Raw genomic sequence first — 23907 nt, forward strand, 5'->3', positions numbered from 1 at the left:
TATGTCATCGGTTATAGCGTAACTCTTGTGATTTCAATCACTCAATCTGCGGCTATGTTGGTAGTTAAACTAGTAAAAGAGTCATACTACGGTCAACGTAGAGTTCTACCGTAGAAAATGCCTTTCAGCGCTAGGATCTCTCCACTCTTTGTGACATAGACACCACGCTGATCAGAGATCAAGATAGTCTTATTGTTCCCTCGCTGTTGAATAAATAGATTCTTAACATTGAAAGTCTGCTGTCCATGGGCTTGATCTTGTTCTATTTGATAAAAATAATAATGATTACCCCATCGCAAAAATACACCAAACAACTGCTTAGTTTGTACAATCTGCCCATCAGCATCGTAGCCAACATAGCGCATTTTGGAGCGACCATTTTTTAGGTCCAGAGTTAGAACCTCTGAACCTATGTCTTCATAGCTAACTTCAAATCGATGGGCTCCTTTAGTCAACACACCAGAAATGATCCCAAACGCCAAAATGGTAAACACCGTCGCCATGATCGGCAGCCAAAACTTATACTTCATCTGGTGTTGCCTCCGTTGCTTCTAACGGTTTTTGTTCCTCTGAACACAAAGTTGGTTGAAAATACGAACCGCTAATCTCTTGCCAACCATTCGAGTCCAGCAACACGACTTGTATATCGAAACACTCTATGCCGATACGGTGCATATAGATAGCCTCAACTCCAGGCTTAGCAAGTGAAGATAAATCTGCCATCAGCTGTGAATCAAGAGCAGCATTGTCATGGTATACATCAATACCGTTTATCGCGGTTCTCTCCATAAAGAATCCGATACGAAAAAACAGTACTATCACCAATATACTTACAGCAATCCCTGCTCCAAGTGGCGCAAACTGATAGCTAAACTGCGACAGCTTGGCCAGTGAATGATATCTCGAGGGTGAGGGATCAGATGCTTCGATAGGAGGATTCACGGCGTCTAGTTTGGGTTGATCTGCATTTACTGTTGATCGACTTCCATCGAAACCTACGACTTGAACATCGCTTCGTTCTGGGACAACTAAGCAATATCCTTCTTTTTGAACAGTAATGACCTTACAGCAGGATTCCACTTCTAGTAGGGCGTTACGAATGTTTTTAATTGCGACATTAAGGGAGCTGTTTGTTACTACCCTCCCCGGCCAACAATGAGTTAGCAGGTAATCACGTCCTAACGTTTGCGACCCGTTATTCATCAAGTGCTTTAAAATCAGGCACTCTGATGGCGATAGCGTAATAACCTTATCGCTAGATGTTTTTGTCAGCGTTCGATTATCAAGATCAATAACCAAATCATGTCTTTTATGATAATTCATAAGGTGAGTAAACTTTGTTAATAAACTCACCTTAGAATAACACGTAGATTTACATTACCGCAAAGCTATAACGACAATTTAAATCCAAGTTTAATAACATTCACATTTGCAAAACCTAATTTGACGGCATTAAGTTCATTGGCAATATCAAGAGCATGCTGCTCATCTTTTGCTAAAACCGCAATAGAATAAATTGGTCTAATCATCGCTTTTTGATTAGCGGTTGGTTTAGCAATCGCTTGGTTCTTTAAATAAGCGGACGTAATTACACCTTTAGAACTCCAATCAACTACTTTTTGCAAATCAGCACTGATTACTTTGTCAGCAAAAATTTGATCTTCCGGTTCTTTCCAGGTTAGCTCAATCGCATAATTTGTAAACGCAACATCAGTGTCTAGCCACTTACTACCAATATCTCTAATTTCTGTTATTTCAGCTAGTTCTTTATATTGAAAAGGAAGATTTCCAATAACTCTCCTTACTTCCTCTTCACTATCGGCTTCCATAACAAACTTAATTATAGGAAAAGCCTTGTCACCGATAAAACTCTTCGAAACAAACATATCGTGTATTAATCCAGCATCAATAAGATTTGCAAAGGCTTTCTTTTGATTAGGCATGACGTCAAATACGGCTTGTGCGTCTTGTGTTTTCCAAGCTATCGAGACTCCGTATGCTGCCGCATAACTATTTATTGAAAATAAAAAGCTAAAAATAGCTAAAAAGATTCGTGTTAGATGATTCATTTAGGCAGACTCTCTGTTAGTTTCGAATAACTTCGTAAAGATTGGGGTCAGCGACAACACCATCAAGGTGATTTTCCGGTAGCTGTTTTCTCATTGCTGATATGGCAGCTATGAAATGTTGCTTACTTTCCCAATTTGCAACATTCACATACATGTAGGTTGCGTCTTTACTCAACGCTTTGTGTAGTGTTGTATTGATATAGCCTGGTTGTTGTACAAGGATGTCTCTAGCACTCTCCCAATACTCTAACGCATCTGCTTCGCTAGCGGCATCAACAGCAAAAGTGTTAATCAGTACAACAGGTTGTGCGAATAAAAAGGGACTGACTGTCAGCAAACTTAGCGTAATTGCTTTATTAATAAAACTCTTCATGTGGATCTCCTTTGATTAGAGTCGCACACGCTATACAGAGTAAAAGCCATCAACAAGACTCAAATGAGCTATTTAATATTAATTAATCGCTCGAACATACAGCAATGTTAAATAAAATGACTACGTTTATTTACAAAGCATAAATATGAGAAAATTCTGCGATAAGTCCTAGTTGTTACATGCACACTATGCACTTCAAACCTTATCTTTCCCAAAATAAAACTAGGGCTATCTGACTCAGCTAGAAATAGCTATAACAGCCTAGTTCTTGCAGCTGAACTACGAACACAACCTTGCAGGTAGAGAAAATAACCACTTACTTTTTATTGATATATGCCAGTCGAAAAATCAACTTTATTACGGCAAAATAGAGGCAGAATCTGATATGACCCTGCTATTAGTGCTTATATCTTACTATGGGATTTGATTATTGGGTTTGAATAAAAAATAAGACTAAACGTTTACGGAGTAAGAATATAATTTGAAGAGAGTATGAGTTTTTTGCTACATTTAGTTGATCATAATTTATGAAATAGAGATCATTGAGCCTAAATAAAGATACTCAGAAAAATGTGAATATCATCGTGGTCAAACAATAACCACCATGATATCCACTCAAACTTAATCAGAAAATTGGATCACCCACGTTACTGATTGCGTTTGTTCTTTTTCTTACCCGTACCAGCCGGTTTTGCTCGTGGTTTCATGGGTGCGAAATAAGCTTCACTCTGGTCATCATCCACTTCAAATCCCTCAACTTGTTCGCGTTCAAGACGGAACTTATTTTTCTTTTCTATCACTTTAAAGTGATGGTAGTCGTCGTAATCGATAAGAGATAAACCAAGACCAACCTCTCCTGCGCGGCCACTGCGCCCGATACGGTGCATATAATCGGCGGGACTGCGTGGCAGGTCAAAGTTGATCACGACCGGTAGCTTTTCAATGTCAAGGCCACGAGCTGCGATGTCGGTTGCGATCAAAACTTGAATGTCGCCAGATTTAAACCCTTCTAGCACACGTGTACGAGCACCCTGCCCTTTATCACCATGGAAAACCTCTGCAGTGATACCACGTTTTGATAACTTTTGTGCTAAGTGGTTACAGCTATTTTTGGCATTAACAAAGATTAACGCTTGTCGCCATTGATGCTGTTTGATTAAGTGCGCGAGTACCGCCGTCTTTTGACCTTTATTCACGCTAAACACACGTTGCACGAGAGTACTGGTCTCAGCACTTTGCAATTGCACTTCAACAGGGTCGCTAAGTAAATGCTGTGCCAGACTTGTCACTTTCTCAGGGAAGGTTGCTGAAAATAGTAACGTCTGTTTTTTCTCTGGTAACAAAGCAAGGATTTTGTTGAGCTCTTCTGTAAAGCCCAAGCTCAACATCCGGTCCGCTTCATCTAGTACTAGTGTTTGCACTTGGTCTAGCTTAATAGCATTACTTGATACCAGATCAAGTAATCGTCCAGGTGTTGCCACAACAATGTCGCTGCCACCTCGAAGCGCTAGCATTTGAGGGTTTGCTGATACACCACCAAATACAGCAACCGTTTTGATCTCATTTCGTAGATGATATGAGTACGATTTCACGTTATACGCCACCTGTGACGCTAGTTCGCGCGTAGGGACAAGGATTAGGTGAGAAACCGTGTTGCCACGACGACTGTTAGGTTTGTCCTGCTGACAGATTTTTTGCAGAATCGGCAGCGAAAACGCGGCGGTTTTACCAGAACCCGTATTCGCACCACCAACAAGATCACGCCCTTCAAGTAGGTAAGGAATGGTGTGAGATTGGATTGGAGTCGGTTGGCTGTATTCCAACTCCTCTAGTCGCTCAACTAAGGTTGGAATCAGACCTAGGTCAGCGAATGTTGTTGGAGATGTTTTGTCAGTCATTACTCTCTGGGCTCTGGGCTAGATAAGGGCCGTGTATCTTAGTCTATTTACGACGTTGACGTTAGTAAAAATGAAATAAACCCGTCGTTTTAACCACCTGCCCAAAGCTTAGCTATCAAAATGATAACCTCGTTATCGCCACTAACTATCAACTTGACACCTTGTTACCCTTTCGAGGATCACGGTTAATCACCACTAAACTCGGAGATCTGCATGCTCACAAATACATCAATCAAAAATTAATTATTACCATCGCAAAACTCCAACGAGTCTCTAAAAAGCTAAACGTAATAATTGGTTGTCAAAGCTCTTGGAACATAACTTGCTCTATTGCTGACGAATTTATTAAGTGGTGAATAGAAGGACGTAGTATGAAGTTAACATATGAAGTTGAGGATAAACCGCCATTTGGAACATCGTTACTATTAGCATTTCAACATATGCTGGCGGCTATGGGGGCAATCATTGCGGTGCCTCTAGTTGTGGGAAGTGCCATTGGCCTTCCGACTAATGAAATGATTGTCTTAGTTAACGCAGCGTTACTGGTATCGGGAGTCGTTACTATCATCCAATGTAAAGGCGTTGGAGTAATAGGCATTAGACTTCCGGTTGTTATGGGCACAAGCTTTACGTTTGTTGCTATCTCTATCTCTATTGGCATTGAATCTGGTGTTGCTGCCATCTTTGGAGCGGCATTGGTTGGCTCCTTGGTCATGATCATTGGCTCCAAATTTATGCCTCAAATACGCAAGTTGTTCCCGCCCGTCGTGTCCGGAACGGTCGTTGTATTGATCGGTCTTACCATACTCCCTGTCGGTATCGACTGGATCGCGGGAGGCTTTGTAGGCCAAGAAGGATACGGACGGTTAGAAAATCTCGCCCTCGGCACTTTTGTTCTTTTATTGATTATCGCAATTTCTAACTTTGGCAAGGGGATCTTCGGTGCAGCATCTATCGTTATTGGTATTGCTGTTGGATATCTGATTGCGTTGGCATTGGGCATGGTGGACTTTACTCCTGTAAAAGAGGCGACCGTTTTTGCTACTCCAGACCTATTGCCGTTTGGCATTGAATTCACTGTAGCTGGCATTATTGGTATGTCCATCGCTTACTTGGTCACTATTATGGAATCTACAGGGGATTTCTTAGCCCTAAGCGATGCCACCAAAACTAAGCTCACGGGTAAAAAACTTTCCAGTGGTATCTTATGTGATGGCGTGGGCAGTGCTTTAGCGTCCATTGTCGGCACGACACCGTTTTCTTCATTCAGCCAAAACGTTGGTATTGTCTCGATTACTGGTGTTGCAAGTCGCCATGTGGTCGCCTTTACTGGCGTCATTATGGTCTGTGCAGGATTGATTCCTAAGATAGGTGGCCTAGTCGTTACTATTCCTAGCAGCGTGTTAGGCGGTGCTGGCATCGTTATGTTCTCAATGATCATCTCATCCGGTATCAACATTCTGTCTCGTCTGAACTTTACCAAGCGCGATATGTTGATTGTTGCTCTGGGTGTCGCCGCCGGAATGACAGTGACGATTCGTCCTGAAACATTGACCTACTTCCCGGACTCCCTAAGAGTCATTCTAGGTTCGGGAATTACCACAGGTTCACTCGTTGCACTTGGTCTGAACTTAATATTGAAGGTTGACGTGACCGACGAAATTGAAAGTGCAGAAGAGAAAAAAGTGCTGTTTGATGAATCGTTCAAGCAAACAAAAAATATGGCTGAGCTTGAGTCTGAGAAGGCTAAAACAGTGGGATTGGAACTGGATTAGAGCAAGAAAATAAGCCACATAACTCACTTTTACCATGCTAGAGGAGCTATCTCGACACATGTAGTTATTTTTCGCCCTAGTGCGCGTTAAGTGTCATTAGGGCGTTTAAGTTTTTCAATTCTAAAGCTTGATGCTGTGAGCATTATAGTTAGATTGCTGCCTATGCTGAAATGATGACAAATCAATTCAGTCGAACAACATCCCAAAAAACTCCTCTCTAGACTCAGGACTGCTGTCTCTATGAGTATGATATTCAACATGAGATTTCATGTCTGCGGAAGGAGAAAGCTTGATACTCCAAAGTGATTTAACTTGATTCGGAATTATGGAATATCGAACGTCGATGACTCGTGTCTCGTCATCAGGATCTTGTGCAACATATCCATTAGAAAACCATCGAAAGCGTTCGATATCGATAGCTTGTTGTGAGTTAGGATCGAGCCAAGGAAAATCTCTATTCACATCAAGTTTAGGTACGGATTGCCCAGGGTATGTTTTGACTGTACTTCCTACTCTAACTGCATCGACGTAGTATCGATCGTTGGTTTCGTAGACGACTTTCCAGAGTAATATGTTAGCAAAGCTCGGCTTGGCCTCTAGTTTAATCGGGGTATGCTGCCTTTCGCTAGCTAGCTGCCAACCAGCTGCTTCCGCTCGGTCTCTTTGAATCATGCCTATCGTTGGGTACATAACAGCCCACAAAAAAGCCAATCGAGCTAACCATGTATTACGCTTAAACGTTGCTAAAACGACCAGTATCAAAATAGGTAGCGTATAGATAGGATCAATGACCGAAACCGTGCTCCATGCATAACGCTCATTAGTAAACGGCCACAACAATTGAGTTCCATAACTAGTGCAAGAGTCTAATAATGCATGAGTGCTATAACCTAACGTGCAGTAAAGCCAACTTTGTTTAAAGGAAAGTCCACGTCTTTTCGCAATCAAAGGATGTAGCACCCACGAACAAATTAAGCTACCAATAGGGATGAAAAACAATGAATGTGTGAATTGGCGATGAAACTCTAAGAACAACAAAGGATCATCATGCGAACGAATAAGCACATCTAAGTCAGGGGACATCCCCGCGAGCAGACCCAATATACCAGCAACGACTATATGTTGTTTTCTACTTAATGATTGTGACAAAGAGGCACCTAGCACTCCTTGGGATAATGGATCCATGATTAACTCATTGATTGCATTCAGCTCATGTATACAGCATAGATGCTGATTAGCGAGAAAATCGAGTGACTAGTGGTTTTTATTTTATTGTCACTAACGAGGACACAGAGAAGAGTCCTGTTGATGCGAAAGCCACCATATTTAACCTGTTCTCAATCTTCAAAGCTAAATCGCTTTACAACAAACCTATGATTTTTCGGCTGAAACCTTACCATCTCGACCAAAAAGGGTTATACATAACCTTATATAAGTCTAATAAATGAAAAAGTCATGACACTTAAGGAAATCCTCCAAGTTCGCAATGTTCGCTACTTCTTAATGTTTCGAAGCAGCTATTTTGCGCGTTTTTATTATCCTGTTTTCACCCTGCTCTATCTGGATTACGGGTTAACACTGTCGCAGTTTGCAATGCTCAATGTGATTTGGGCTGCAACCATCGTTCTTGCGGAAGTACCATCAGGAGCCTTTGCCGATACTTTAGGTCGTAAGAAACTTGTCGTCTTATCCTCGATTATCATGTTCGTTGAGATCGCCATGATAGCTTTTGTCCCGACAGGTAATCCGAGTTTGGTATTCGCGGTATTTTTGGTTAACCGGATATTAAGTGGCTTAGCTATGGCCCTTGCTAGCGGTGCCGACGAAGCTTTGGCATACGACACCTTGAAAGAACAAGGTAAGGAAGAGGCGTGGCCTCATGTATTGCAGATTCAAATACGAGTGGCCTCTGCAGTGGGTATCTTCGTTACGCTGATCGGGGCCGCTATGTATGATGTCGATGTCATGGGGTCTGCGTACCAATTGTTTGGATGGACAGCACCAGAGAGCACTCAAGACATTATGCGTATTCCGGTTTACGCCACTTTGATCGTAGCCATGGTCGCCATTTACGCAGCAATCAATATGCAAGAAGATAAAAAACCGATGCCCAAAAGCGGCGATAAGCTAGCAACAACGTTAGCAAGCTTAAACTTGACGCTCAGTACCGGTAAGTGGGTTATGTCTACACCTTATGTGTTGTTCATATTGCTCTACTACAGTCTTTTCGAGCACACCTCACGCATGTTTCTCACTATGAATAGTCAATATTATCGCGCTATCGACATTCCTATTATCTACATTGGATTCATTGGCGCTGGCGTGAGTATTTTTAAGATACTCTTTGCAGGTCAAAGTCGTCGCTTTGCCGAAAGTCTAGCCCCTAAAAAGTTCATCGCGATCATGGGGATAGCGACTATCGCGACCTACTACTTTATTAGTTTAGGTTGGTCGATTTACGGCGTAATTCCGGCACTAGTACTGATCTTTATCATCATGACGATGAACATCTTTATTAGTTACCACCTTAATAGAAAAACTGAATCACACAACCGCGCAACCGTTCTAAGCTTCAAAGGACTGATGTTTAACTTGGGATATGGTTCTATTGGTGTGCTATACGCGTACTACTACAAACTGGTCTCTCAAGGCTACAACCAAAAGCAAGTTGAGCAAGGTGTCGACTTTATCGCTTCACTCTCCTCGTTCGTCTACTATTTCGCGTTTTTGTTTATCTTGATAAGTGTATGGTTTCATTTAAAGGATAGAAAAAAAGCAATTTTTGAATAACCTACACTACTTTTTCTATAGGCCACCATGCTTACAACTTCGACACGAACTGGCATTCTCTTATGAAAGGAATGCCAGTTTTGCGACTTGTGAGTGTTTGCTTATCTGTTAACCGTAAAGGTGTTGCTAGTGAGACAACATAACCGCTATTATTAACTTTATTATTTTGGTTTATCGAATTAGATAAAGATGAAAAAACACGAAGAACTGGTACAAGATTTAATAAGTAAGATCTGCAATAACGTTATCACTTATAAGCTGCCATCTGAGAGAGAGCTTGTAGATAAGTACCAACTATCACGTTTTTCTGTCAGAAAAGCCCTGTCAAAATTGGAAGCCATTGGCATTGTTAAACCAAAAACGGGTTCTGGTTATTATGTTAACACTTCTATTATCGGCTCTCCCTTAATCTACAATTCAATTACGGAAAACAGCTTCGAGCAAATTTCCTATAAGAAAGTGCAATTGAACAAACGGGTACCGACTATTCATGAGATGCAAGTCTTTACTATTGGAGAAGATGACTATTTATGGCATATCAAAAGGTTACGTTTAATCCAAAATAAAATCACACAGATAGAAGAAACGATCGTTCCGGTACATCTTTTTCCGAAAATGAACGACAGTATTATTGAGAGTTCACTGCAAAAATATGCGTTGTCGTTAGGTTTGAAGATTGACAGTTATCTAACCAACTATAAAGCAATTAACTTATCAACGGAGGATGCCAACATTTTACAATGTAAACGTACCACCGCTGCTATGAATATTACTAATCGCGGTTTTTTAACATCAGGTGAGGCTTTTATTGTTAGCGATGTTATTGATATAAATTATCAATGCACTTATCACACAAAATTCAATAATGAGAGTTTGCAATATCGAGATCAAAACGACCGCTAATTATAGCGGTCGATTTATTAAATAGTATTTAAACCTTATGGCGTATGAATACTGCCATCTGGAAGTCGGCTTTGAGTCCACTCATGAGGACGATATTCTACTGGGAAATCAAGTGCCGCAGCGCGATTGACTTCTACTCCGATGCCTATGTCTTCTGAAGCATAAAGAAAACCATTTCTAGGTTCAGCTGCATTAGGGAACACTTTTCTTGTGTTTTCTTTGTAATGCACATGCTCTTGAATTGCCGCGTTGTGAAGGTGTACATTTAGGTGAGTATTCACCGCTGCTCCAATTGGTGTCATATCTGGTGGACAGTGCCATGCAATACGAACACCGAAGCTTTCGCATAGATGGCCTAATTTCAACGCAGGAGTGATACCACCGATCTGTGAAACATGGCAACGAATGAAATCAATACGACGATTAACAACGACTGACTTCCACTCTTCTGGGTTATTAAAAAGCTCCCCTAACGCTAGCGATACCGAGGTTTGGCTGCGTAGGTTATCCAACCATTCGGTTTGATTTGGCGGCAGAATATCTTCAATGAAATAAGGTTGATATTGTTCAACTTGCTTGGCAAATTGCAGCGCTTGATTAGGGAACAGTCGTTCATGTACATCATGAAGAATGTGGAATTTACGACCGTACTTTTCACGTAGTAAACGGAACATCTCTAATGTGTTATTCATATACTGGTCTTGGTCGTAGTATGAGCCTTCAGTTGGATTTTCTGTGGTGTGCATATTCTCTGGTACACCGCCATAAAAGCCCAATTGACAACGAATGTGTTTATAACCCTGCTCTAGGAACTGCTCAACTTGCTCATAAAGTCCTTCCATTGTGTCACTCGTTGCATGGGTATACACTTGAATGGCATCTCTAGATTTACCACCAAATAATTGATGTAACGGCATATTAGCTAATTTGGCTTTAATATCCCAAAGAGCCATATCAACACCAGAAATAGCATTATTAATAACCGGACCATTGCGCCAATAGGCATTGACCATCATCATTTGCCAAAGGTCTTCAATATTATTCGCATTCTTACCTAATAACAAAGGCTTAATATATTCATCAACCATAGTTTTAACAGCAAGTGGACGCTGTTGGAATGTCGCACATCCATAGCCTGTTACGCCGCTTTCGGTTTCTACAATCACAGTAATTAGATTGTGTCGGTCTGGCTTAGTAATTATACATTCAATGTTGGATATGATATTTTCGTTCACGGCGTAATGGCTCTATGTCAGTAGTTTTATTCTATATAACAGCGAAAAAATCCTTATTTCAAGCGCTATTTTTTGGCAAAAAGTAACTGGTTCGTTATTGCTAAACATTTGCTAAAAAAAACGAACCAATCGACGAAATTTGCTGAAAATTAACAATTTGCCGCACTTAATGTGACGAAAGTCTCTGTTTTTCCGATTGGGGTAAATATGAGTGATGGATATTATGTCCCCAACAAATAACGCAAGCACAAAGGGACTCCTTAGATGCAACTTACTGAAACTAATAATGAAGTTAACTTGAATGCTCAAGCATCGAGTAACAAGAATAGCTTTAGCGACAACCTACAAATATTGGTTCAAGCACTTGGCGGCCAAGATAACATCATCAACATTACTCACTGCATGACTCGTCTTCGATTCAAGTTAGCAGATGAGACACTTGCTAAGAAAGACCAGTTGGAAGCCATTTCTGGGGTCAAAGGGGTGGTTCTTGCACAAGGTCAGACTCAAGTCGTCATCGGTGTAGATGTAGAAAAGTGGTACAACGCGCTATCAGGTGTTAGCAAAACCAGTGATGAACCAGTGATTGAAGCTGAAAAAGGTAAGCTGTTCCAAAATGCAATGCGCATCGTTGCGGGTATTTTTGGCCCTGTGGTTCCTGCAATTGCTGGTGCGGGCATGTTGATGGGCCTACTTTCTGGTTTAATTGCGACCAACGTTATTTCAGAGTCTTCAGATACGGTGTACTTCTTCCGCTCGATCTCTACCGCCGTATTCTTCTTCTTACCAATGTTAGTGTCTTTTTCTGCCGCTAAAGTATTTAAGGTGAATGAATACATTGCCTTGGCTGTTTCTTCCGCCATGCTTGCGCCTAAACTGGTAGAAAAAGCGGCGTTACTCAAAGATGCTGGTAGCGTTCCGGAGCTGACTGTACTTGGTGTGGTACCAATCGAACTGCTTAACTATGGTGGCGCAATCGTGCCTGCTATCTTAGCGGTTTGGGTACTTTCAAAAGTGACTCCGTTTGTTGATCGATTCGTCCCTTCATCCGCCAAGCCAGTATTCACTCCCCTACTCGCCTTCACGGTCACTTCAACTATCGTGTTGTCCCTGGTTGCCCCAGCTGGTATGTGGTTAAGTAATGGCGCAGGTTGGGTGGTAAGCTCGCTATTAGAAATTTCTCCAACACTGACTGGCTTTGTATTTGGTTTAACTCGCCCAATCACCATCGTATTTGGTATTCACCACAGCATGACGCCAATCAGCTTGAATAACTTCGCGCTGTATGGAAAAGACTTGCTTATGCCAATAATGTGCTTGGGTAACCTCGCTATCGCGGGTGCTACGATGGCGGTGTGGTATAAACAGCGTAAGAACGTTTCAAAAGAACAGTCTTCTGTTACCGTAGGTTCTGGTATCACTGCAATTCTTGGTATCACTGAGCCTGCACTCTTTGGTGTGTTGACTAAGTACACTAAAGCACTGTTCATGGCGAGCCTAGCAGCAGGTATTGTTGGTGCGATCTCAGTAACTATCGACACGCATCTAACCAGCTACATTTTGTCTTCAGTATTTAGTTTGCCAGCATACCTAGCAAGCGGTACTCAAAACTTCATTCAAGCGGTTCTTGGCGTGGTTGGTGTGTTCGCATTGGCATTTACATTGACGTTCATGTTTGTCAACGTTGATGACAAATAAAACGACTTATTAGTCAAAAGGCTCATAGTAGTAACGCTATGAGCCTTTTTCTTTATCTAATCATCTTCACTTCCGAACTAGGTAGCATAACTTTATGTTATCAAATACCTTTTTCTTAGTTGAATAACACTTAATCCACTATTAACGAACGCTATTTGTTCAACTCTAACGACAGAAATACTATTAGAAAAAACAGTTAGAGAGACCATTATGAACATCAAAAGCAGCCTTTTCATTTTATTTACTGCCATCTATTCAGCGACGTCGTTCGCTAACGTTATTGTCGATACCAAAGGTGTCGATATGGAAAAATACAACGCTGATATGTACGAATGCCAACAACTATCGACCCAGGTTCAAAGCAATCAAGTCGATAGTTTAGGTCGCGACGTTGTGGGAAGCACAGCCCGCACTGCAGCATTAGGCGCAGCAGGTACAGCCATTGCCGGCGGCCACGGTTCTAAAGGCGCCAAAGTTGGTGCAGGGGTTGGTCTGGTAGGTGGCTTACTCCACCACCGTGCTGAAGCACAATACAGTGAAGCCAAATATCAACACGATGTTGATAGTGTCATGAAACAGTGCATGGTTGGCCGCGGCTACAACGTTTTAAACTAAGGGGGAGACTATGAACCTCACTCTAGATTATGCATCACTGGCGATTTTGTTTGTTGTGCTTCTAATCCTGATCTATGGATTGATCATTTTGCACGATATTCCTTATGAGATTGCCAAAAAACGTAATCATCCACATGCCGATGCGATTCATGTTGCTGGTTGGATTAGTTTGTTTTTCCTCCATGTTATGTGGCCTGTGCTTTGGGTATGGGCAACCATGTATGACGGTGATAAACAACAGTGGTTAGGGGCTCGTTCAGCCCATTCCGATAAACAATATCAAGCATTAGTTGAACGCATTGATGCTCTTGAAAAATCAATCAAGGAGTAACGAAATGGAAACGCTCATCATCCTGAGTTACGCAGCACTTTGCGTTATTGTATTTAAAGCTTTTAAAGTGCCTAAAAATAAATGGACGCTAACAACGGCCAGCGTTATTGGGTTATTTATCGTAGGTTGGATCTTTCTCTATATGGCGATGTATCAACCGGTTTCTCGTATGGCTCGTTTATACAGCGTCACGACTCCTATCACATCACAAGTTGAGGGGTTAATTACCGATGTCTATGTGAAAGGCAACCAACAGGTGAAAGCTGGTGATCCACTTTATCAAATCGATAAAACGCCTTTCCAAGATAAAGTGAGCCGTATAGAAAGCGACATTCAACGAACATCTTCTGCCATTGAATTTTATGAATCAGAATTGGTTCGTTACCAGAAACTCGGTAAGAAAGGGTTTTCATCGCAAGAGAATATCGACAATATCGAAACTCAATTGTTGGAACAAAAAGCCAACCAAAGCAAATATCAATCTCAGTTAGAGTTAGCGAAATTTAACTTAGCGAAAACTACTGTAAAAGCGCCTACTGATGGCTACGTAACTCAAGTGGCACTTCGCCCAGGCATGAAAAGCCGTATTGTTCCATTTCAAGGTAATCTAACGTTCGTACATAAAGAAGACAAACAACTATTTGCTGCGTTTAAACAAGCGCCTGCGCGCTATATTAAAGCTGGTTATCCGGCAGAAGTGACCTTTAATACTATTCCAGGTCACGCGTATAAAGCCCATGTGGTACAGGTGAACGATATATTTGCTCAAGGTGCGATCACTCCATCTGGCATCATGAAATATCCAGAACAGATACCTCATAACGGTAGGATCTTAGTAAAAGTTGAATTGGACAACCCGTCACTTTTACAAGGTATGCCAATACCTTCAGGCACTGATGCTCATGTTGCGGTTTATTCACCTAAATGGGAGATGTTCAGTATTGTCCGTAAAGTGATTTTAAGAATGCAAAGTTGGCAGAACTGGTTATTTGAAGGTTAACTTTATTATTCAGGGACATATATACCCAACACGACTTCAATCACAAAGAGAGGGCTGTTTTCAGCCCTTCATAATTACATAGAAGGGCGACTTAATGGCACTTTCAACCAAACAGCAAGGCGTTGCCAAAGGCATGGGGCTGGCTTTGTTCCTTTCATTGGCATCCATAGGCTATGCGATTTATTCAAACCCATTGAGTTTTGATGACAATACAAATCGCTTCGAAGTTCTGTCTTACTCGTTTATTCTACCAACGTTGTTTCTACTCATATCCATTGGGCGACTGGCTAAACATCGTTTTTTTAGCGCAGAAGATATTGATGGTAGTGGCCTCACTCAAGGCTCACAACAAGCACGTATCTTACAGAGCATCATACAGAACACTCTTGAACAGCTTGTCATAGCACTGCCCATCTACTTTGCATGGAGTACACTGGCGCCCAGCCTTTGGCTTTCTGCGGTTCCAATATGCTCAACTCTTTTCCTTTTAGGCCGAGTCCTGTTTGCAATTGGCTATAAGCACGGAGCACCAGCACGCTCATTTGGCTTCGCACTAACCTTTTATTCGTCAGCAGTGTTATTGCTAGCCTTACTCACTGCCGTCATTTTCTAACTACTTTTCGTCAGCATTCACACCAAAAAGCGACCACTGTTAGGTCGCTATCTAATTGAGATCTTGTAAAGTCGCTTTACTGTCTACAGGTCAAGCGATGACACTATCGCTTGCCGAAACCACTCATGTCCTTTGTCGTTTTTTTGGGACTGATGCCACGTCATGTAAACCGGAACTTTCTGAGTTTCAAATGGTATTGGAAAGACATTTAGTCCGAGAGACTCTGCAAGATGTTCCGCTTGCCATTGACCACTGACAGCAAGCCAATCTGTTTGTGCAGCCATAACCAACGCCGTCGCACCAGAGCCCGTGGAATATACGACTTGTCGTGGCGGAAGCGCGACGTCAATCGCTACAGAGTCCAGTGTATTGGTATTAAGACGTTGAGTTTTCCAAGTAATGTGGCTTTCTCTAAGAAAATCCTCCATCGTCAATTCACTTTGTATCCTTGGATGATCTTTACTTACGGTAACCACCAACTCTTGATCAAAGAGTACCTCATTGTGGTAGCCCCTATCCTCTAATGGCACCGTCGCTAATATTACGTCCACACGACGACGCCTCAGGTCGTCGTGTCGGTCTTGCTCATTCAAATGTTCAATGTCTGCCTGTATGGTGACATTCGGTGCATGCACATTTTTATAGCGAACCAAAGGGGGGACAACGATTAGGTCGATGTCTTTATGGCTAGAAATGCGAAAGGTACGTTGGCTTAACTCAGGATCAAAGTCTTGACGTGATTTGGACCCATTCAGCAACAGGCTAAGCGGCTCTTGAATCTCGTTGTGAAGCTCAATAGCAAAATTAGTAGGTACGATGCCTCTTCCCTGACGAATAAATAGCGGGTCTTGATATTCATCTCTAAGCCTATTTAGCGCATGACTGACCGCTGGAGCAGTGATGTTGAGAACTTCGGCCGCTTCGTTCACACTTTTCGACTTAATAACCGCGTCAAAGGTTTTAAGGAGATTTAGATCCATTATTTCTGCTCTATCTGTCTGATTCGCCTAAATTAAACATAGTCCATTCAAATCAAATTACGAATGACTAATTGCGGAAACAAAAAGACAGCTATTAGTTATAGCTGTCTTTACACGTGGTGAGTCAATGATTTCTGTTTATTTGAAATCAGCATTATGGTGTGGACTGAGGGCTTTTTTCTACTCTATACAAGGTGTCTTCTAACAACGCGATGGTTTCCTTATCGAGCTCTGTCGCCTCATCAAAAAGCCTTACGTATTCCATATTTGCTTCACTTTTTGCTTCCAAAGAAAAGCTAGGATAAAGGTTTAACGAAGAAAGGTAGAGGTCATCAATGACGTTCATGAAAGACTTCGACAAACTTGTCGGCTCATCTGATATACCCATTAATAGTTGCGCGAACTTGCCTGCTACAGCCTGTTGGCGGTTAATTAGCTCTTTCAAATGAGTCAGTTCTTTATTGGAAGAATCACTTTGCACTAGTTTACTTTCGATGGTACTCAAGCATTGAGCCAATGATGATTTTTGTGCTAGAGACAAATCCAAGTAATGCCCAAGTCGATCATAAGTGACATTGCGCATAGGGAAACCACAACATTGTAGCTCTCCGCGACTTTTGCTGGTAAGCATGACACGTTGACGACAACGACCACACTCCAATAGGTCATAGGTTAAGTTATGGCTACTCATCGTGCTCCACCTCCAATGAATGATCTCTAAGCTCTCTTTTTGCTTTCGTTTTTTGTTTCTGAAGTTTATGCGTCATAGCAGAAAATGCTTCAGCCGCGACATGGTAGAACTCATCACCAGAGTGTTTAACGAAACACCATTGATGCTCAGCGTGAACTTTAAGCTCAACATCATATTGCCCATAAGAGCGGTGGTGGATTATCGAGACGAAAATCTCCGTTGCCTGTGGGTGCACTGCGAATAAATGATCCGCTTTGGTGACACAATGTGAACGCATGCTTTCCGATAAAACAATGCTTTGTGTGTTAAAATGAATGTTCATGATACTTACCTTTTAAGCTTTGGTTTAATAATAATTACGGTGTTATTTGGATCCTAAAGTCCGGTACCCACTTGAAAATAGAGCGCATTGTCTTCTTCACTTTTCGCGACATCTATTCCTACTTTTAAGCCGTAACGACGAGCGATCAAATAACGAAAGCCCACTCCGTAGGCGTAGTGATTTCCGTCACTAAATAGCTCATTAGTCGCATCGGTAGCAGAACCAACCCCGGCAAATACCGAACTCGACCAGCGGTTTGTGAAGCTATAAGTGACCTGTGATTCGATTGAAGCTGTTGAAGTGCCTTGATATCGATTTCTAGCAATACCTCTAAGCTCGATATCAGGGTACGCCGGAGGAGGCAGCAACCTCTCATCCGTCGATAAAGTGTTGTACTTACCCTTCAATGCCACATTCCATTTTTGACTAACGGGGAAATATTGTGTGCCTTCTGCGGCAAATGTTTGAAAGTCGTAGTCACTACCAAGGTGCTCACTGAATACCATGTATTCCGCTTTATAATCTCCACCTGCCGTTGGATATAAGAAGTTGTTTTTGGTGTCATATTCAGCAATCGCCCCCAGACCTGATACCGTCGGCGTCATATTCAACCACCGATTAGCCACCTGATTCGCTTTGCTTGGCTCCACAATACTCAGTTCTGGGGAAACGAACTTTTGACTCACACCAAGTAAGACGGGTGATTTACCCACTCGAAACTGCAACTTCTGGATAACACCATATCCATTCATGCCCATTTCAAAACCTGATGCGTCATCTTTCGCAAACGGAGCATAGAAATTCATATGAATGTCACCATAAAAGGCGCCGCCTAAATAGCGAATGCTGTCTTTGTTCCAGGTATGCCTATGACCGATAAAACCCGCCCACGTACCATTTTGAGTACCAAACGCCCCTGCAACGGTAATCGCTGGAGTAAGAAGCTTGGCTCCACCATCAAGTGACTTTAGGGCTAATTCTTTACGCTTCTTTTTTTGAGCATCAGATTCATGCAAGAATACTCCCATCATTCCACCGCCATACCCCACCGCAGGTTCAGTGATCAGAATGGGCACAGGGAGGAAGCCATACGCGTTTTCCGCTAAGTAGTCTCCCATGTCCAACTGACCATCAATTGGGTCTGTGAAAGATGTAGCTTGAGCACTAGTCCCAATTAGCGTTAGTGAGAGTAAAAATAAAGAATTAGCGAGTTTCATTGGAGCCTACTTAAACAATCTTCTTAACTTACTTAGTGGACGTTCTCAAAACGACTCGACTAAAACTGATAGTTGAACTCGACACGTTGATCACCATCGAAATAGGATTGATCGTGCGTCCAGTTGGCAAAGTAACGAACGTTAAAACGTGGAGTGAACTGGTAAGAAACTACAAACTCATTAGTAAAAACAGAACCTGCATCCGTCCAAGCTTGCGAGCCCGCTAAAGGCGTGACCCACATTGGGTTATAGTTAACCCACAACTTGTCTGTAATTGAATATTTGCTATAGCCACCAACAACGGCATAGACGCCAGGTAAGGTATATCCGATGTATTGATCGTCTGGGTTCACTTGGCCTGAAGATACCTGTTCAACTTTATCACCAGTAAACTTGCCGTTTTTGACCTGAACGCCGACACCAGCTAATGGATAAAGTTGTAACCCACCCCATTTAGGTAGCGCTTGGATAAAACTATAAGAGGTGTTCAATGCTTCTTGTTCGACGTTGTAATTCAAATCAATTTGTCGACCAAGACCGTTTGTCGTGTTAATGGTGAAATTACGGAAACGAACTGAGTCGACAGAATCATCGCGTTCTGAGGTACCAGACCAACCTAATGAGCTACCGGCAAAGCCTTTAATCTCCAATACGTTCATAGCCATCGTGTCGTCATTCCCGGTGTCATAAGCTCGACCGATTTTTACGTTTAAGCCTTTATCCGTCAGCCCTGCTCCCGCTTGTGTGTACACTGCTAAAGGGTCAGACATGTCTTGTACACCATCGCTTGCGTTAGCAGCGACCGCGTTTGAAACAAAGCCAGACATTAGCGTTGTCATAACAAGGGTGGAAAGAAGGTTTTTTGATTTCATCGGATAAATTCTCGTAGTGATTAACTGTTGATGAGAATCTTAAGGATTAGCCGATATATGATCGATGGAGGAGAGTTTAATAGTGGATTTAGTCTGGTTTAATCAATATTAAAATCAACTAAAACACTTTACTATCAGCGCTTTAGCTTTGTTACATTCGGAAGGATTACAAATGATTATTATCGTCTGATGCAGGAAGTACATCCACGACAAGCTGAACGAGTATGTGGATCGAGTCGTCCCCTTTGAACTTTGCAGTAGGCATTGCGAAGGACTCGTCTTGCGGCAAACCAGTCTTCTGGCTTTTGCATAATCAAGTAGCCATTGAACCGTTTTAATAAAGGTAAGCGATACTCTTCGACAAATTTACTGTCAAACTCAACTTCAAAGTACTCGAACACCTGCTCGATAGCGGTAAATTCGGTAAGCTTGCTTTGAATGTCAGTGAAACTCATCGGTCTAAGGTCTACAAAAATTAATACAAATGAACAGGCAAAGGATTGTACTAAAGCTGCGTTTGGTTGTCACAAAAGTAAAAAAGCCCAAAGCACTTCTCGGCGCTTTGGGCTTAAATACAACAAATAACAATTACGCGTGGTACTCTGGGTAATCTGATAGGCCCACTTCGTTACCACCAAACAAAGTATTTGGATTATGCTCTGCTAGCGGATAACCGTGTTCTAGGCGACTCGGTAAGTCAGGGTTGGCGATAAACGGACGACCAAAACCTACCATATCAGTAATACCGTCAGACAGTGCTTTTTCGGCTTTCTCTTGGTTGTAGCGACCAGCGTAAATGATCGTACCTTGGTACGCTTCTCTTACTGCGGTTTTAAATTCCGCTGGTGTGTCTGGGGCATCATCCCAATCGACTTCTGCAATGTGCATATAGACTACGTGGTGTTTTTCCAATACGCGAGCCGCAGCAGTGTAAGTATCAATTGGCGTTTTATCGACTGTGCCGTTAAGTGAAGTAAATGGCGCAAGACGAACACCTACTTTGTCGGCACCAATCGCATCTACGACAGCTGCGACGACTTCATCTAAAAAGCGAAGACGATTTTCTATTGGACCACCGTATTCGTCATCACGGTTGTTTGCTTCAGAGTCAATAAATTGGTTGATTAAATAGCCGTTTGCACCATGCAATTCGATACCATCAAAACCAGCCTCGATCGCATTCAGTGCTGCTTGACGGTATTGACCAATGACTTCTTGAATATCTTCTTTTGTCATCGCACGAGGCTCGACCACATCAACAAAGCCAGGTTCCTTCGAGCCATTATCCACAAATACTTTTACGTTTTCAGCTTTTAGAGCCGAAGATGAGATAGGCTGCTTGCCACCAATATTGTCTGGATGTGTGACACGACCAACGTGCCAAAGCTGAGCAAAGATAGCTCCGTCTTTTACGTGTACGGCATCAGTGACTTTTTTCCAACCCGCGATTTGCTCGTCTGAATAAATACCAGGAGTCCAAGCATAACCTTGTCCCATTGGTGAAATTTGTGTGCCTTCGGCAACGATTAAACCAGCAGACGCGCGCTGTGCGTAGTATTCGGCCATCATATCGTTAGCAGAGTTACCAGGTTGAGTCGCACGAGAGCGAGTCATAGGTGGCATTACGATGCGGTTTTTTAGTGTTAATGAACCAAGCTGAATTGGTTGAAACATTGAATCTGTCATTGTGATACCCCTATTTGCTCGTTTGAATAAGCTCAATTGAATAGCCGTCTGGATCTTTAACAAAAGCGATGTGCGTTTCGCCACCTTTCATAGGACCCGGAGCGCGAGTAATGTTGCCACCAAGTTGCTCAATGCGCTCACACGCTGCATAAATGTCCTCACAACCAATCGCAATATGTCCCCAAGCGTTACCTTGGTCATAGTTGTCTGTATCCCAGTTGTAAGTTAACTCAATAGTCGAACCTGCATCTTGACCTTCGTAGCCCACGAAGACTAGCGTATAGCGATACTCTTCATTTTCGAAACGATCCAACATTTTCATGCCAAGCACTTCAGAATAAAACTTGATGGACTTTGCTAAGTCCACTACTCGAATCATGGTGTGTAAAACTTTCATGTAACCCCTCGGCAGAACTCTTGTTAGCGCAGTAAAACAAGCCAACAACGTTATATGGTTATTTCCAACTGACGCTAGAGTAAGGCAAATGGGAAAGTAGGTGAAATTATCTAATATTATAATTTTGATAATTTTTTGGAATGATTAAGGGTAGAGAACAAGTGAAAAAAGAAAGTGGCCTTGCACATTAGCAAGGCCACATTATCTTGGTTATTTCAAATCAAAACGGTCAGCATTCATTACCTTAGTCCACGCAGCAACAAAGTCAGTCACAAACTTTTCTTTGTTATCATCTTGCGCATAGACTTCAGCATACGCTCTTAGTATCGAGTTAGAACCGAATACAAGGTCAGCACGCGTCGCAGTCCATTTCACGACACCATTAGAACGATGCACGATATCATAGGAGTTTCGGCCTGTTGGCTTCCACTGATAGTTCATGTCTGTAAGATTAACGAAGAAGTCGTTGCTCAACACTCCAACACGCTCAGTGAAGACACCGTGAGTACTGCCGTTATAGTTAGTCCCTAACACACGCATCCCACCGATGAGAACCGTCATCTCTGGTGCGGTTAGACCCATCAATTGAGCACGGTCTAACAACATCTCTTCCGGTGTTGCAGCATAATGCTGTTTGTGCCAGTTTCGGAAACCATCTGCAAGAGGTTCTAGAACTTCAAAAGATTCGACGTCAGTTTGCTCTATGGTTGCGTCACCTCGACCAGGAGCGAATGGTACGTTCACATTGAACCCAGCAAGTTTTGCTGCTTGCTCCACACCCACATTACCCGCTAACACAATCACATCAGCAACACTTGCGCCAGTAGCGGCTGCGATACGCTCAAGAATTGGCAGAACCTTATTCAGTTTCTCTGGTTCATTTCCTAACCAGCCACGCTGTGGCTCTAGACGGATTCGAGCCCCATTAGCCCCGCCACGCTTATCTGACTGGCGATATGTACGTGCACTATCCCAAGCCGTTGTAATCATTTCCGTTGCGCTTAAGTCTGACGCTAAGATTTTTTCTTTTACGTCTTCAATATCATAATCCGTTGAGCCCGCAGGAACAGGATCTTGCCAAATTAGCGCTTCAGTTGGCGCTTCTGGACCAATGTAAACTGATGATGGTCCCATATCACGGTGGAGTAACTTAAACCAAGCGCGAGCAAACACCTCGGAGAACTGCTCTGGATTATTGTAAAAGCGTTCAGAGATCTTACGATATTCTGGGTCCACTTTTAGCGCCATATCGGCATCAGTCATCATAGGATTGTATCGGATGCTTGCATCTTCTACGTCTACCGGCTTATTTACCTCATCAATCGCAACAGGTTCCCATTGCCATGCGCCTGCTGGGCTCTTAGTCAATTGCCACTCATGTGATAACAACATTTCGAAGAAACCGTTATCCCACTGAGTTGGATGTGTAGTCCAAGCGCCCTCAATGCCACTAGTTACAGTATTACGACCGATACCACGAGACTGATGGTTGTTCCAACCTAAACCTTGCTCAGAGATATCCGCTCCTTCTGGAGATTCACCAAGTTCGGCAGCGTTACCGTTACCGTGTGCTTTACCAACTGTATGACCACCAGCCGTCAGGGCCACGGTTTCTTCGTCATTCATTCCCATTCGAGCAAAAGTGACTCGCATATCCTGAGCGGTTTTGAGTGGATCTGGTTGACCATCAACACCTTCAGGGTTCACGTAGATAAGGCCCATCATGACCGCAGCTAATGGGTTTTCTAAATCTCTATCACCAGAATATCGACTGTTTTCACCTTTACTGTCTTGAAGCCATTCTTTTTCAGCGCCCCAGTAAATATCTTTCTCTGGCGACCAGGTATCTTCACGACCAAATGCGAAACCGTAGGTTTTTAGCCCCATCAATTCGTAAGCAATATTACCCGCATAAACGATAAGATCAGCCCAGCTAATTTTGTTGCCATACTTTTGCTTAATTGGCCAAAGAAGGCGACGTGCTTTATCTAAGTTTGCGTTATCTGGCCAAGAGTTTAGGGGGGCAAATCTTTGGTTACCCGTACTCGCACCACCTCGGCCATCGCCAATTCGATAAGAGCCGGCTGAATGCCATGCCATGCGAATCATTAAACCACCGTAATGGCCCCAATCAGCCGGCCACCATTCTTGGCTATCGGTCATTAATGCTGTTACGTCTTGCTTCAATGCGTCAAAATCCAACGTTTTTACCGCTTCACGATAATCAAACGCTTGTCCTAGAGGATTCGTTTTAGCATCGTGCTGATGCAAAATATCTAAGTTAAGTGCGTTGGGCCACCATGCAACATTAGAACCTTCTGAAGAGGTAACTGCTCCATGCATAACTGGACATTTGCCAGTAGTTGTATTTTCTTGCTTCATAATATTTCACCGATTTTATTTATAACTTTTAACGATTACGACGGCTTTGTTGCCGAATTC

General features: G+C 42.5%; 24 protein-coding genes. 8 read left to right on the forward strand and 16 right to left on the reverse strand.

Annotated features, from left to right (window positions below; genetic code table 11):
* Nucleotides 1-92: 92 nt before the first annotated feature.
* The 5 genes from HW45_RS11710 to HW45_RS11730 all read right to left on the reverse strand — a co-directional run bounded on the left by HW45_RS11710 (nt 93) and on the right by HW45_RS11730 (nt 4340).
* Nucleotides 93-530: a hypothetical protein gene (locus HW45_RS11710; protein WP_038227097.1), complete on the reverse strand. Its 438-nt coding sequence runs from the start codon at nt 528-530 to the stop codon at nt 93-95.
* A complete protein-coding gene (locus HW45_RS11715) occupies nt 520-1323 on the reverse strand; it encodes a winged helix-turn-helix domain-containing protein (RefSeq protein ID WP_038227098.1) in 804 nt (267 codons plus the stop codon). Before HW45_RS11715 ends, HW45_RS11710 begins: the two co-directional genes overlap by 11 nt.
* A gap of 65 nt (nt 1324-1388) precedes the next feature.
* The gene (locus HW45_RS11720) at nt 1389-2069 is read right to left on the reverse strand and encodes a hypothetical protein (RefSeq protein WP_038227099.1); all 681 of its coding nucleotides are present in this window, start codon (nt 2067-2069) and stop codon (nt 1389-1391) included.
* Nucleotides 2070-2085: 16 nt separating this feature from the next.
* Complete coding sequence (locus HW45_RS11725) at nt 2086-2442, reverse strand: antibiotic biosynthesis monooxygenase family protein (RefSeq protein WP_038227100.1); 357 nt, start codon at nt 2440-2442, stop codon at nt 2086-2088.
* A gap of 647 nt (nt 2443-3089) precedes the next feature.
* Nucleotides 3090-4340 carry a DEAD/DEAH box helicase gene (locus tag HW45_RS11730; protein WP_038227101.1) on the reverse strand — a complete coding sequence of 417 codons (1251 nt, stop codon included), beginning with the start codon at nt 4338-4340 and terminating at the stop codon, nt 3090-3092.
* A gap of 371 nt (nt 4341-4711) precedes the next feature.
* Between HW45_RS11730 and HW45_RS11735 the strand changes: the two genes are divergently transcribed.
* Nucleotides 4712-6115 carry a uracil-xanthine permease family protein gene (locus HW45_RS11735; protein ID WP_038227102.1) on the forward strand — a complete coding sequence of 468 codons (1404 nt, stop codon included), beginning with the start codon at nt 4712-4714 and terminating at the stop codon, nt 6113-6115.
* Between the two features lie 186 nt (nt 6116-6301).
* Here HW45_RS11735 and HW45_RS11740 read toward each other — a convergent pair whose 3' ends face one another.
* On the reverse strand, nt 6302-7300 hold the full coding sequence (locus HW45_RS11740; protein WP_038227103.1) for a metal-dependent hydrolase: 999 nt from the start codon (nt 7298-7300) through the stop codon (nt 6302-6304).
* Between the two features lie 270 nt (nt 7301-7570).
* On the opposite strand from HW45_RS11740, the gene HW45_RS11745 reads away from it, so the two are divergent.
* Together HW45_RS11745 and HW45_RS11750 are read left to right on the forward strand one after the other, a co-directional pair.
* Entirely contained in the window at nt 7571-8905 is a 1335-nt protein-coding gene (locus tag HW45_RS11745) for an MFS transporter (RefSeq protein WP_038227104.1), read from the forward strand.
* A gap of 189 nt (nt 8906-9094) precedes the next feature.
* Nucleotides 9095-9808, forward strand: a complete 714-nt coding sequence (locus HW45_RS11750; RefSeq protein WP_006069428.1) for a GntR family transcriptional regulator — start codon at nt 9095-9097, stop codon at nt 9806-9808.
* Nucleotides 9809-9843: 35 nt separating this feature from the next.
* Here the strand turns inward: HW45_RS11750 and HW45_RS11755 are convergent, their stop codons facing one another.
* Entirely contained in the window at nt 9844-11043 is a 1200-nt protein-coding gene (locus HW45_RS11755) for an enolase C-terminal domain-like protein (protein ID WP_038227105.1), read from the reverse strand.
* Nucleotides 11044-11307: 264 nt separating this feature from the next.
* Between HW45_RS11755 and HW45_RS11760 the strand changes: the two genes are divergently transcribed.
* The 5 genes from HW45_RS11760 (at nt 11308) to HW45_RS11780 (ending at nt 15300) form a co-directional block, all read left to right on the forward strand.
* Nucleotides 11308-12741 (forward strand): PTS transporter subunit EIIC, encoded by a 1434-nt coding sequence (locus HW45_RS11760; protein ID WP_038227106.1) that lies wholly within the window; start codon nt 11308-11310, stop codon nt 12739-12741.
* A gap of 210 nt (nt 12742-12951) precedes the next feature.
* Nucleotides 12952-13356, forward strand: coding sequence for a glycine zipper family protein (locus HW45_RS11765; RefSeq protein ID WP_006069422.1), 405 nt, complete (start codon nt 12952-12954; stop codon nt 13354-13356).
* Nucleotides 13357-13366: 10 nt separating this feature from the next.
* A complete protein-coding gene (locus HW45_RS11770) occupies nt 13367-13687 on the forward strand; it encodes a DUF3302 domain-containing protein (protein WP_038227107.1) in 321 nt (106 codons plus the stop codon).
* A 4-nt stretch (nt 13688-13691) separates the two neighbouring features.
* On the forward strand, nt 13692-14687 hold the full coding sequence (locus HW45_RS11775) for an HlyD family secretion protein (protein ID WP_006069420.1): 996 nt from the start codon (nt 13692-13694) through the stop codon (nt 14685-14687).
* Nucleotides 14688-14781: 94 nt separating this feature from the next.
* A complete protein-coding gene (locus tag HW45_RS11780; protein ID WP_038227108.1) occupies nt 14782-15300 on the forward strand; it encodes an MAPEG family protein in 519 nt (172 codons plus the stop codon).
* Nucleotides 15301-15383: 83 nt separating this feature from the next.
* Here HW45_RS11780 and HW45_RS11785 read toward each other — a convergent pair whose 3' ends face one another.
* From HW45_RS11785 to katG, 9 genes are all read right to left on the reverse strand, one after another.
* Nucleotides 15384-16280, reverse strand: coding sequence for a LysR substrate-binding domain-containing protein (locus HW45_RS11785; protein WP_038227109.1), 897 nt, complete (start codon nt 16278-16280; stop codon nt 15384-15386).
* 154 nt (nt 16281-16434) lie between these two features.
* Complete coding sequence (locus HW45_RS11790; RefSeq protein ID WP_038227110.1) at nt 16435-16971, reverse strand: hypothetical protein; 537 nt, start codon at nt 16969-16971, stop codon at nt 16435-16437.
* Nucleotides 16964-17293, reverse strand: coding sequence for an HPF/RaiA family ribosome-associated protein (locus tag HW45_RS11795; protein WP_031495720.1), 330 nt, complete (start codon nt 17291-17293; stop codon nt 16964-16966). Before HW45_RS11795 ends, HW45_RS11790 begins: the two co-directional genes overlap by 8 nt.
* 53 nt (nt 17294-17346) lie before the next feature.
* A complete protein-coding gene (locus HW45_RS11800; protein ID WP_038227111.1) occupies nt 17347-18510 on the reverse strand; it encodes a glyceraldehyde-3-phosphate dehydrogenase in 1164 nt (387 codons plus the stop codon).
* Nucleotides 18511-18569: 59 nt separating this feature from the next.
* Nucleotides 18570-19382 carry a hypothetical protein gene (locus HW45_RS11805; protein ID WP_031493891.1) on the reverse strand — a complete coding sequence of 271 codons (813 nt, stop codon included), beginning with the start codon at nt 19380-19382 and terminating at the stop codon, nt 18570-18572.
* Between the two features lie 179 nt (nt 19383-19561).
* The gene (locus HW45_RS11810; protein WP_038227112.1) at nt 19562-19837 is read right to left on the reverse strand and encodes a nitrogenase-stabilizing/protective protein NifW; all 276 of its coding nucleotides are present in this window, start codon (nt 19835-19837) and stop codon (nt 19562-19564) included.
* 133 nt (nt 19838-19970) lie between these two features.
* Nucleotides 19971-21068, reverse strand: coding sequence for an alkene reductase (locus tag HW45_RS11815; RefSeq protein WP_038227113.1), 1098 nt, complete (start codon nt 21066-21068; stop codon nt 19971-19973).
* Between the two features lie 10 nt (nt 21069-21078).
* Complete coding sequence (gene gloA / locus HW45_RS11820) at nt 21079-21465, reverse strand: lactoylglutathione lyase (protein ID WP_038227114.1); 387 nt, start codon at nt 21463-21465, stop codon at nt 21079-21081.
* 210 nt (nt 21466-21675) lie between these two features.
* A complete protein-coding gene (gene katG, locus HW45_RS11825) occupies nt 21676-23847 on the reverse strand; it encodes a catalase/peroxidase HPI (RefSeq protein ID WP_038227115.1) in 2172 nt (723 codons plus the stop codon).
* Nucleotides 23848-23907 lie beyond the last annotated feature (60 nt).

This window comes from Vibrio sp. ER1A (genome assembly GCF_000733315.1).
In the GTDB taxonomy this organism is placed as follows: domain Bacteria; phylum Pseudomonadota; class Gammaproteobacteria; order Enterobacterales; family Vibrionaceae; genus Vibrio; species Vibrio mediterranei.

Excerpts from the sequence above, each read along its gene's own strand:
- HW45_RS11710 (WP_038227097.1), bottom strand. The coding sequence starts at position 530 with ATGAAGTATAAGTTTTGGCTGCCGATCATGGCGACGGTGTTTACCATT.
- HW45_RS11715 (WP_038227098.1), bottom strand. The coding sequence starts at position 1,323 with ATGAATTATCATAAAAGACATGATTTGGTTATTGATCTTGATAATCGA.
- HW45_RS11720 (WP_038227099.1), bottom strand. The coding sequence starts at position 2,069 with ATGAATCATCTAACACGAATCTTTTTAGCTATTTTTAGCTTTTTATTT.
- HW45_RS11725 (WP_038227100.1), bottom strand. The coding sequence starts at position 2,442 with ATGAAGAGTTTTATTAATAAAGCAATTACGCTAAGTTTGCTGACAGTC.
- HW45_RS11730 (WP_038227101.1), bottom strand. The coding sequence starts at position 4,340 with ATGACTGACAAAACATCTCCAACAACATTCGCTGACCTAGGTCTGATT.
- HW45_RS11735 (WP_038227102.1), top strand. The coding sequence starts at position 4,712 with ATGAAGTTAACATATGAAGTTGAGGATAAACCGCCATTTGGAACATCG.
- HW45_RS11740 (WP_038227103.1), bottom strand. The coding sequence starts at position 7,300 with ATGGATCCATTATCCCAAGGAGTGCTAGGTGCCTCTTTGTCACAATCA.
- HW45_RS11745 (WP_038227104.1), top strand. The coding sequence starts at position 7,571 with ATGACACTTAAGGAAATCCTCCAAGTTCGCAATGTTCGCTACTTCTTA.
- HW45_RS11750 (WP_006069428.1), top strand. The coding sequence starts at position 9,095 with ATGAAAAAACACGAAGAACTGGTACAAGATTTAATAAGTAAGATCTGC.
- HW45_RS11760 (WP_038227106.1), top strand. The coding sequence starts at position 11,308 with ATGCAACTTACTGAAACTAATAATGAAGTTAACTTGAATGCTCAAGCA.
- HW45_RS11765 (WP_006069422.1), top strand. The coding sequence starts at position 12,952 with ATGAACATCAAAAGCAGCCTTTTCATTTTATTTACTGCCATCTATTCA.
- HW45_RS11770 (WP_038227107.1), top strand. The coding sequence starts at position 13,367 with ATGAACCTCACTCTAGATTATGCATCACTGGCGATTTTGTTTGTTGTG.
- HW45_RS11775 (WP_006069420.1), top strand. The coding sequence starts at position 13,692 with ATGGAAACGCTCATCATCCTGAGTTACGCAGCACTTTGCGTTATTGTA.
- HW45_RS11780 (WP_038227108.1), top strand. The coding sequence starts at position 14,782 with ATGGCACTTTCAACCAAACAGCAAGGCGTTGCCAAAGGCATGGGGCTG.
- HW45_RS11785 (WP_038227109.1), bottom strand. The coding sequence starts at position 16,280 with ATGGATCTAAATCTCCTTAAAACCTTTGACGCGGTTATTAAGTCGAAA.
- HW45_RS11790 (WP_038227110.1), bottom strand. The coding sequence starts at position 16,971 with ATGAGTAGCCATAACTTAACCTATGACCTATTGGAGTGTGGTCGTTGT.
- HW45_RS11795 (WP_031495720.1), bottom strand. The coding sequence starts at position 17,293 with ATGAACATTCATTTTAACACACAAAGCATTGTTTTATCGGAAAGCATG.
- HW45_RS11800 (WP_038227111.1), bottom strand. The coding sequence starts at position 18,510 with ATGAAACTCGCTAATTCTTTATTTTTACTCTCACTAACGCTAATTGGG.
- HW45_RS11805 (WP_031493891.1), bottom strand. The coding sequence starts at position 19,382 with ATGAAATCAAAAAACCTTCTTTCCACCCTTGTTATGACAACGCTAATG.
- HW45_RS11810 (WP_038227112.1), bottom strand. The coding sequence starts at position 19,837 with ATGAGTTTCACTGACATTCAAAGCAAGCTTACCGAATTTACCGCTATC.
- HW45_RS11815 (WP_038227113.1), bottom strand. The coding sequence starts at position 21,068 with ATGACAGATTCAATGTTTCAACCAATTCAGCTTGGTTCATTAACACTA.
- gloA (WP_038227114.1), bottom strand. The coding sequence starts at position 21,465 with ATGAAAGTTTTACACACCATGATTCGAGTAGTGGACTTAGCAAAGTCC.
- katG (WP_038227115.1), bottom strand. The coding sequence starts at position 23,847 with ATGAAGCAAGAAAATACAACTACTGGCAAATGTCCAGTTATGCATGGA.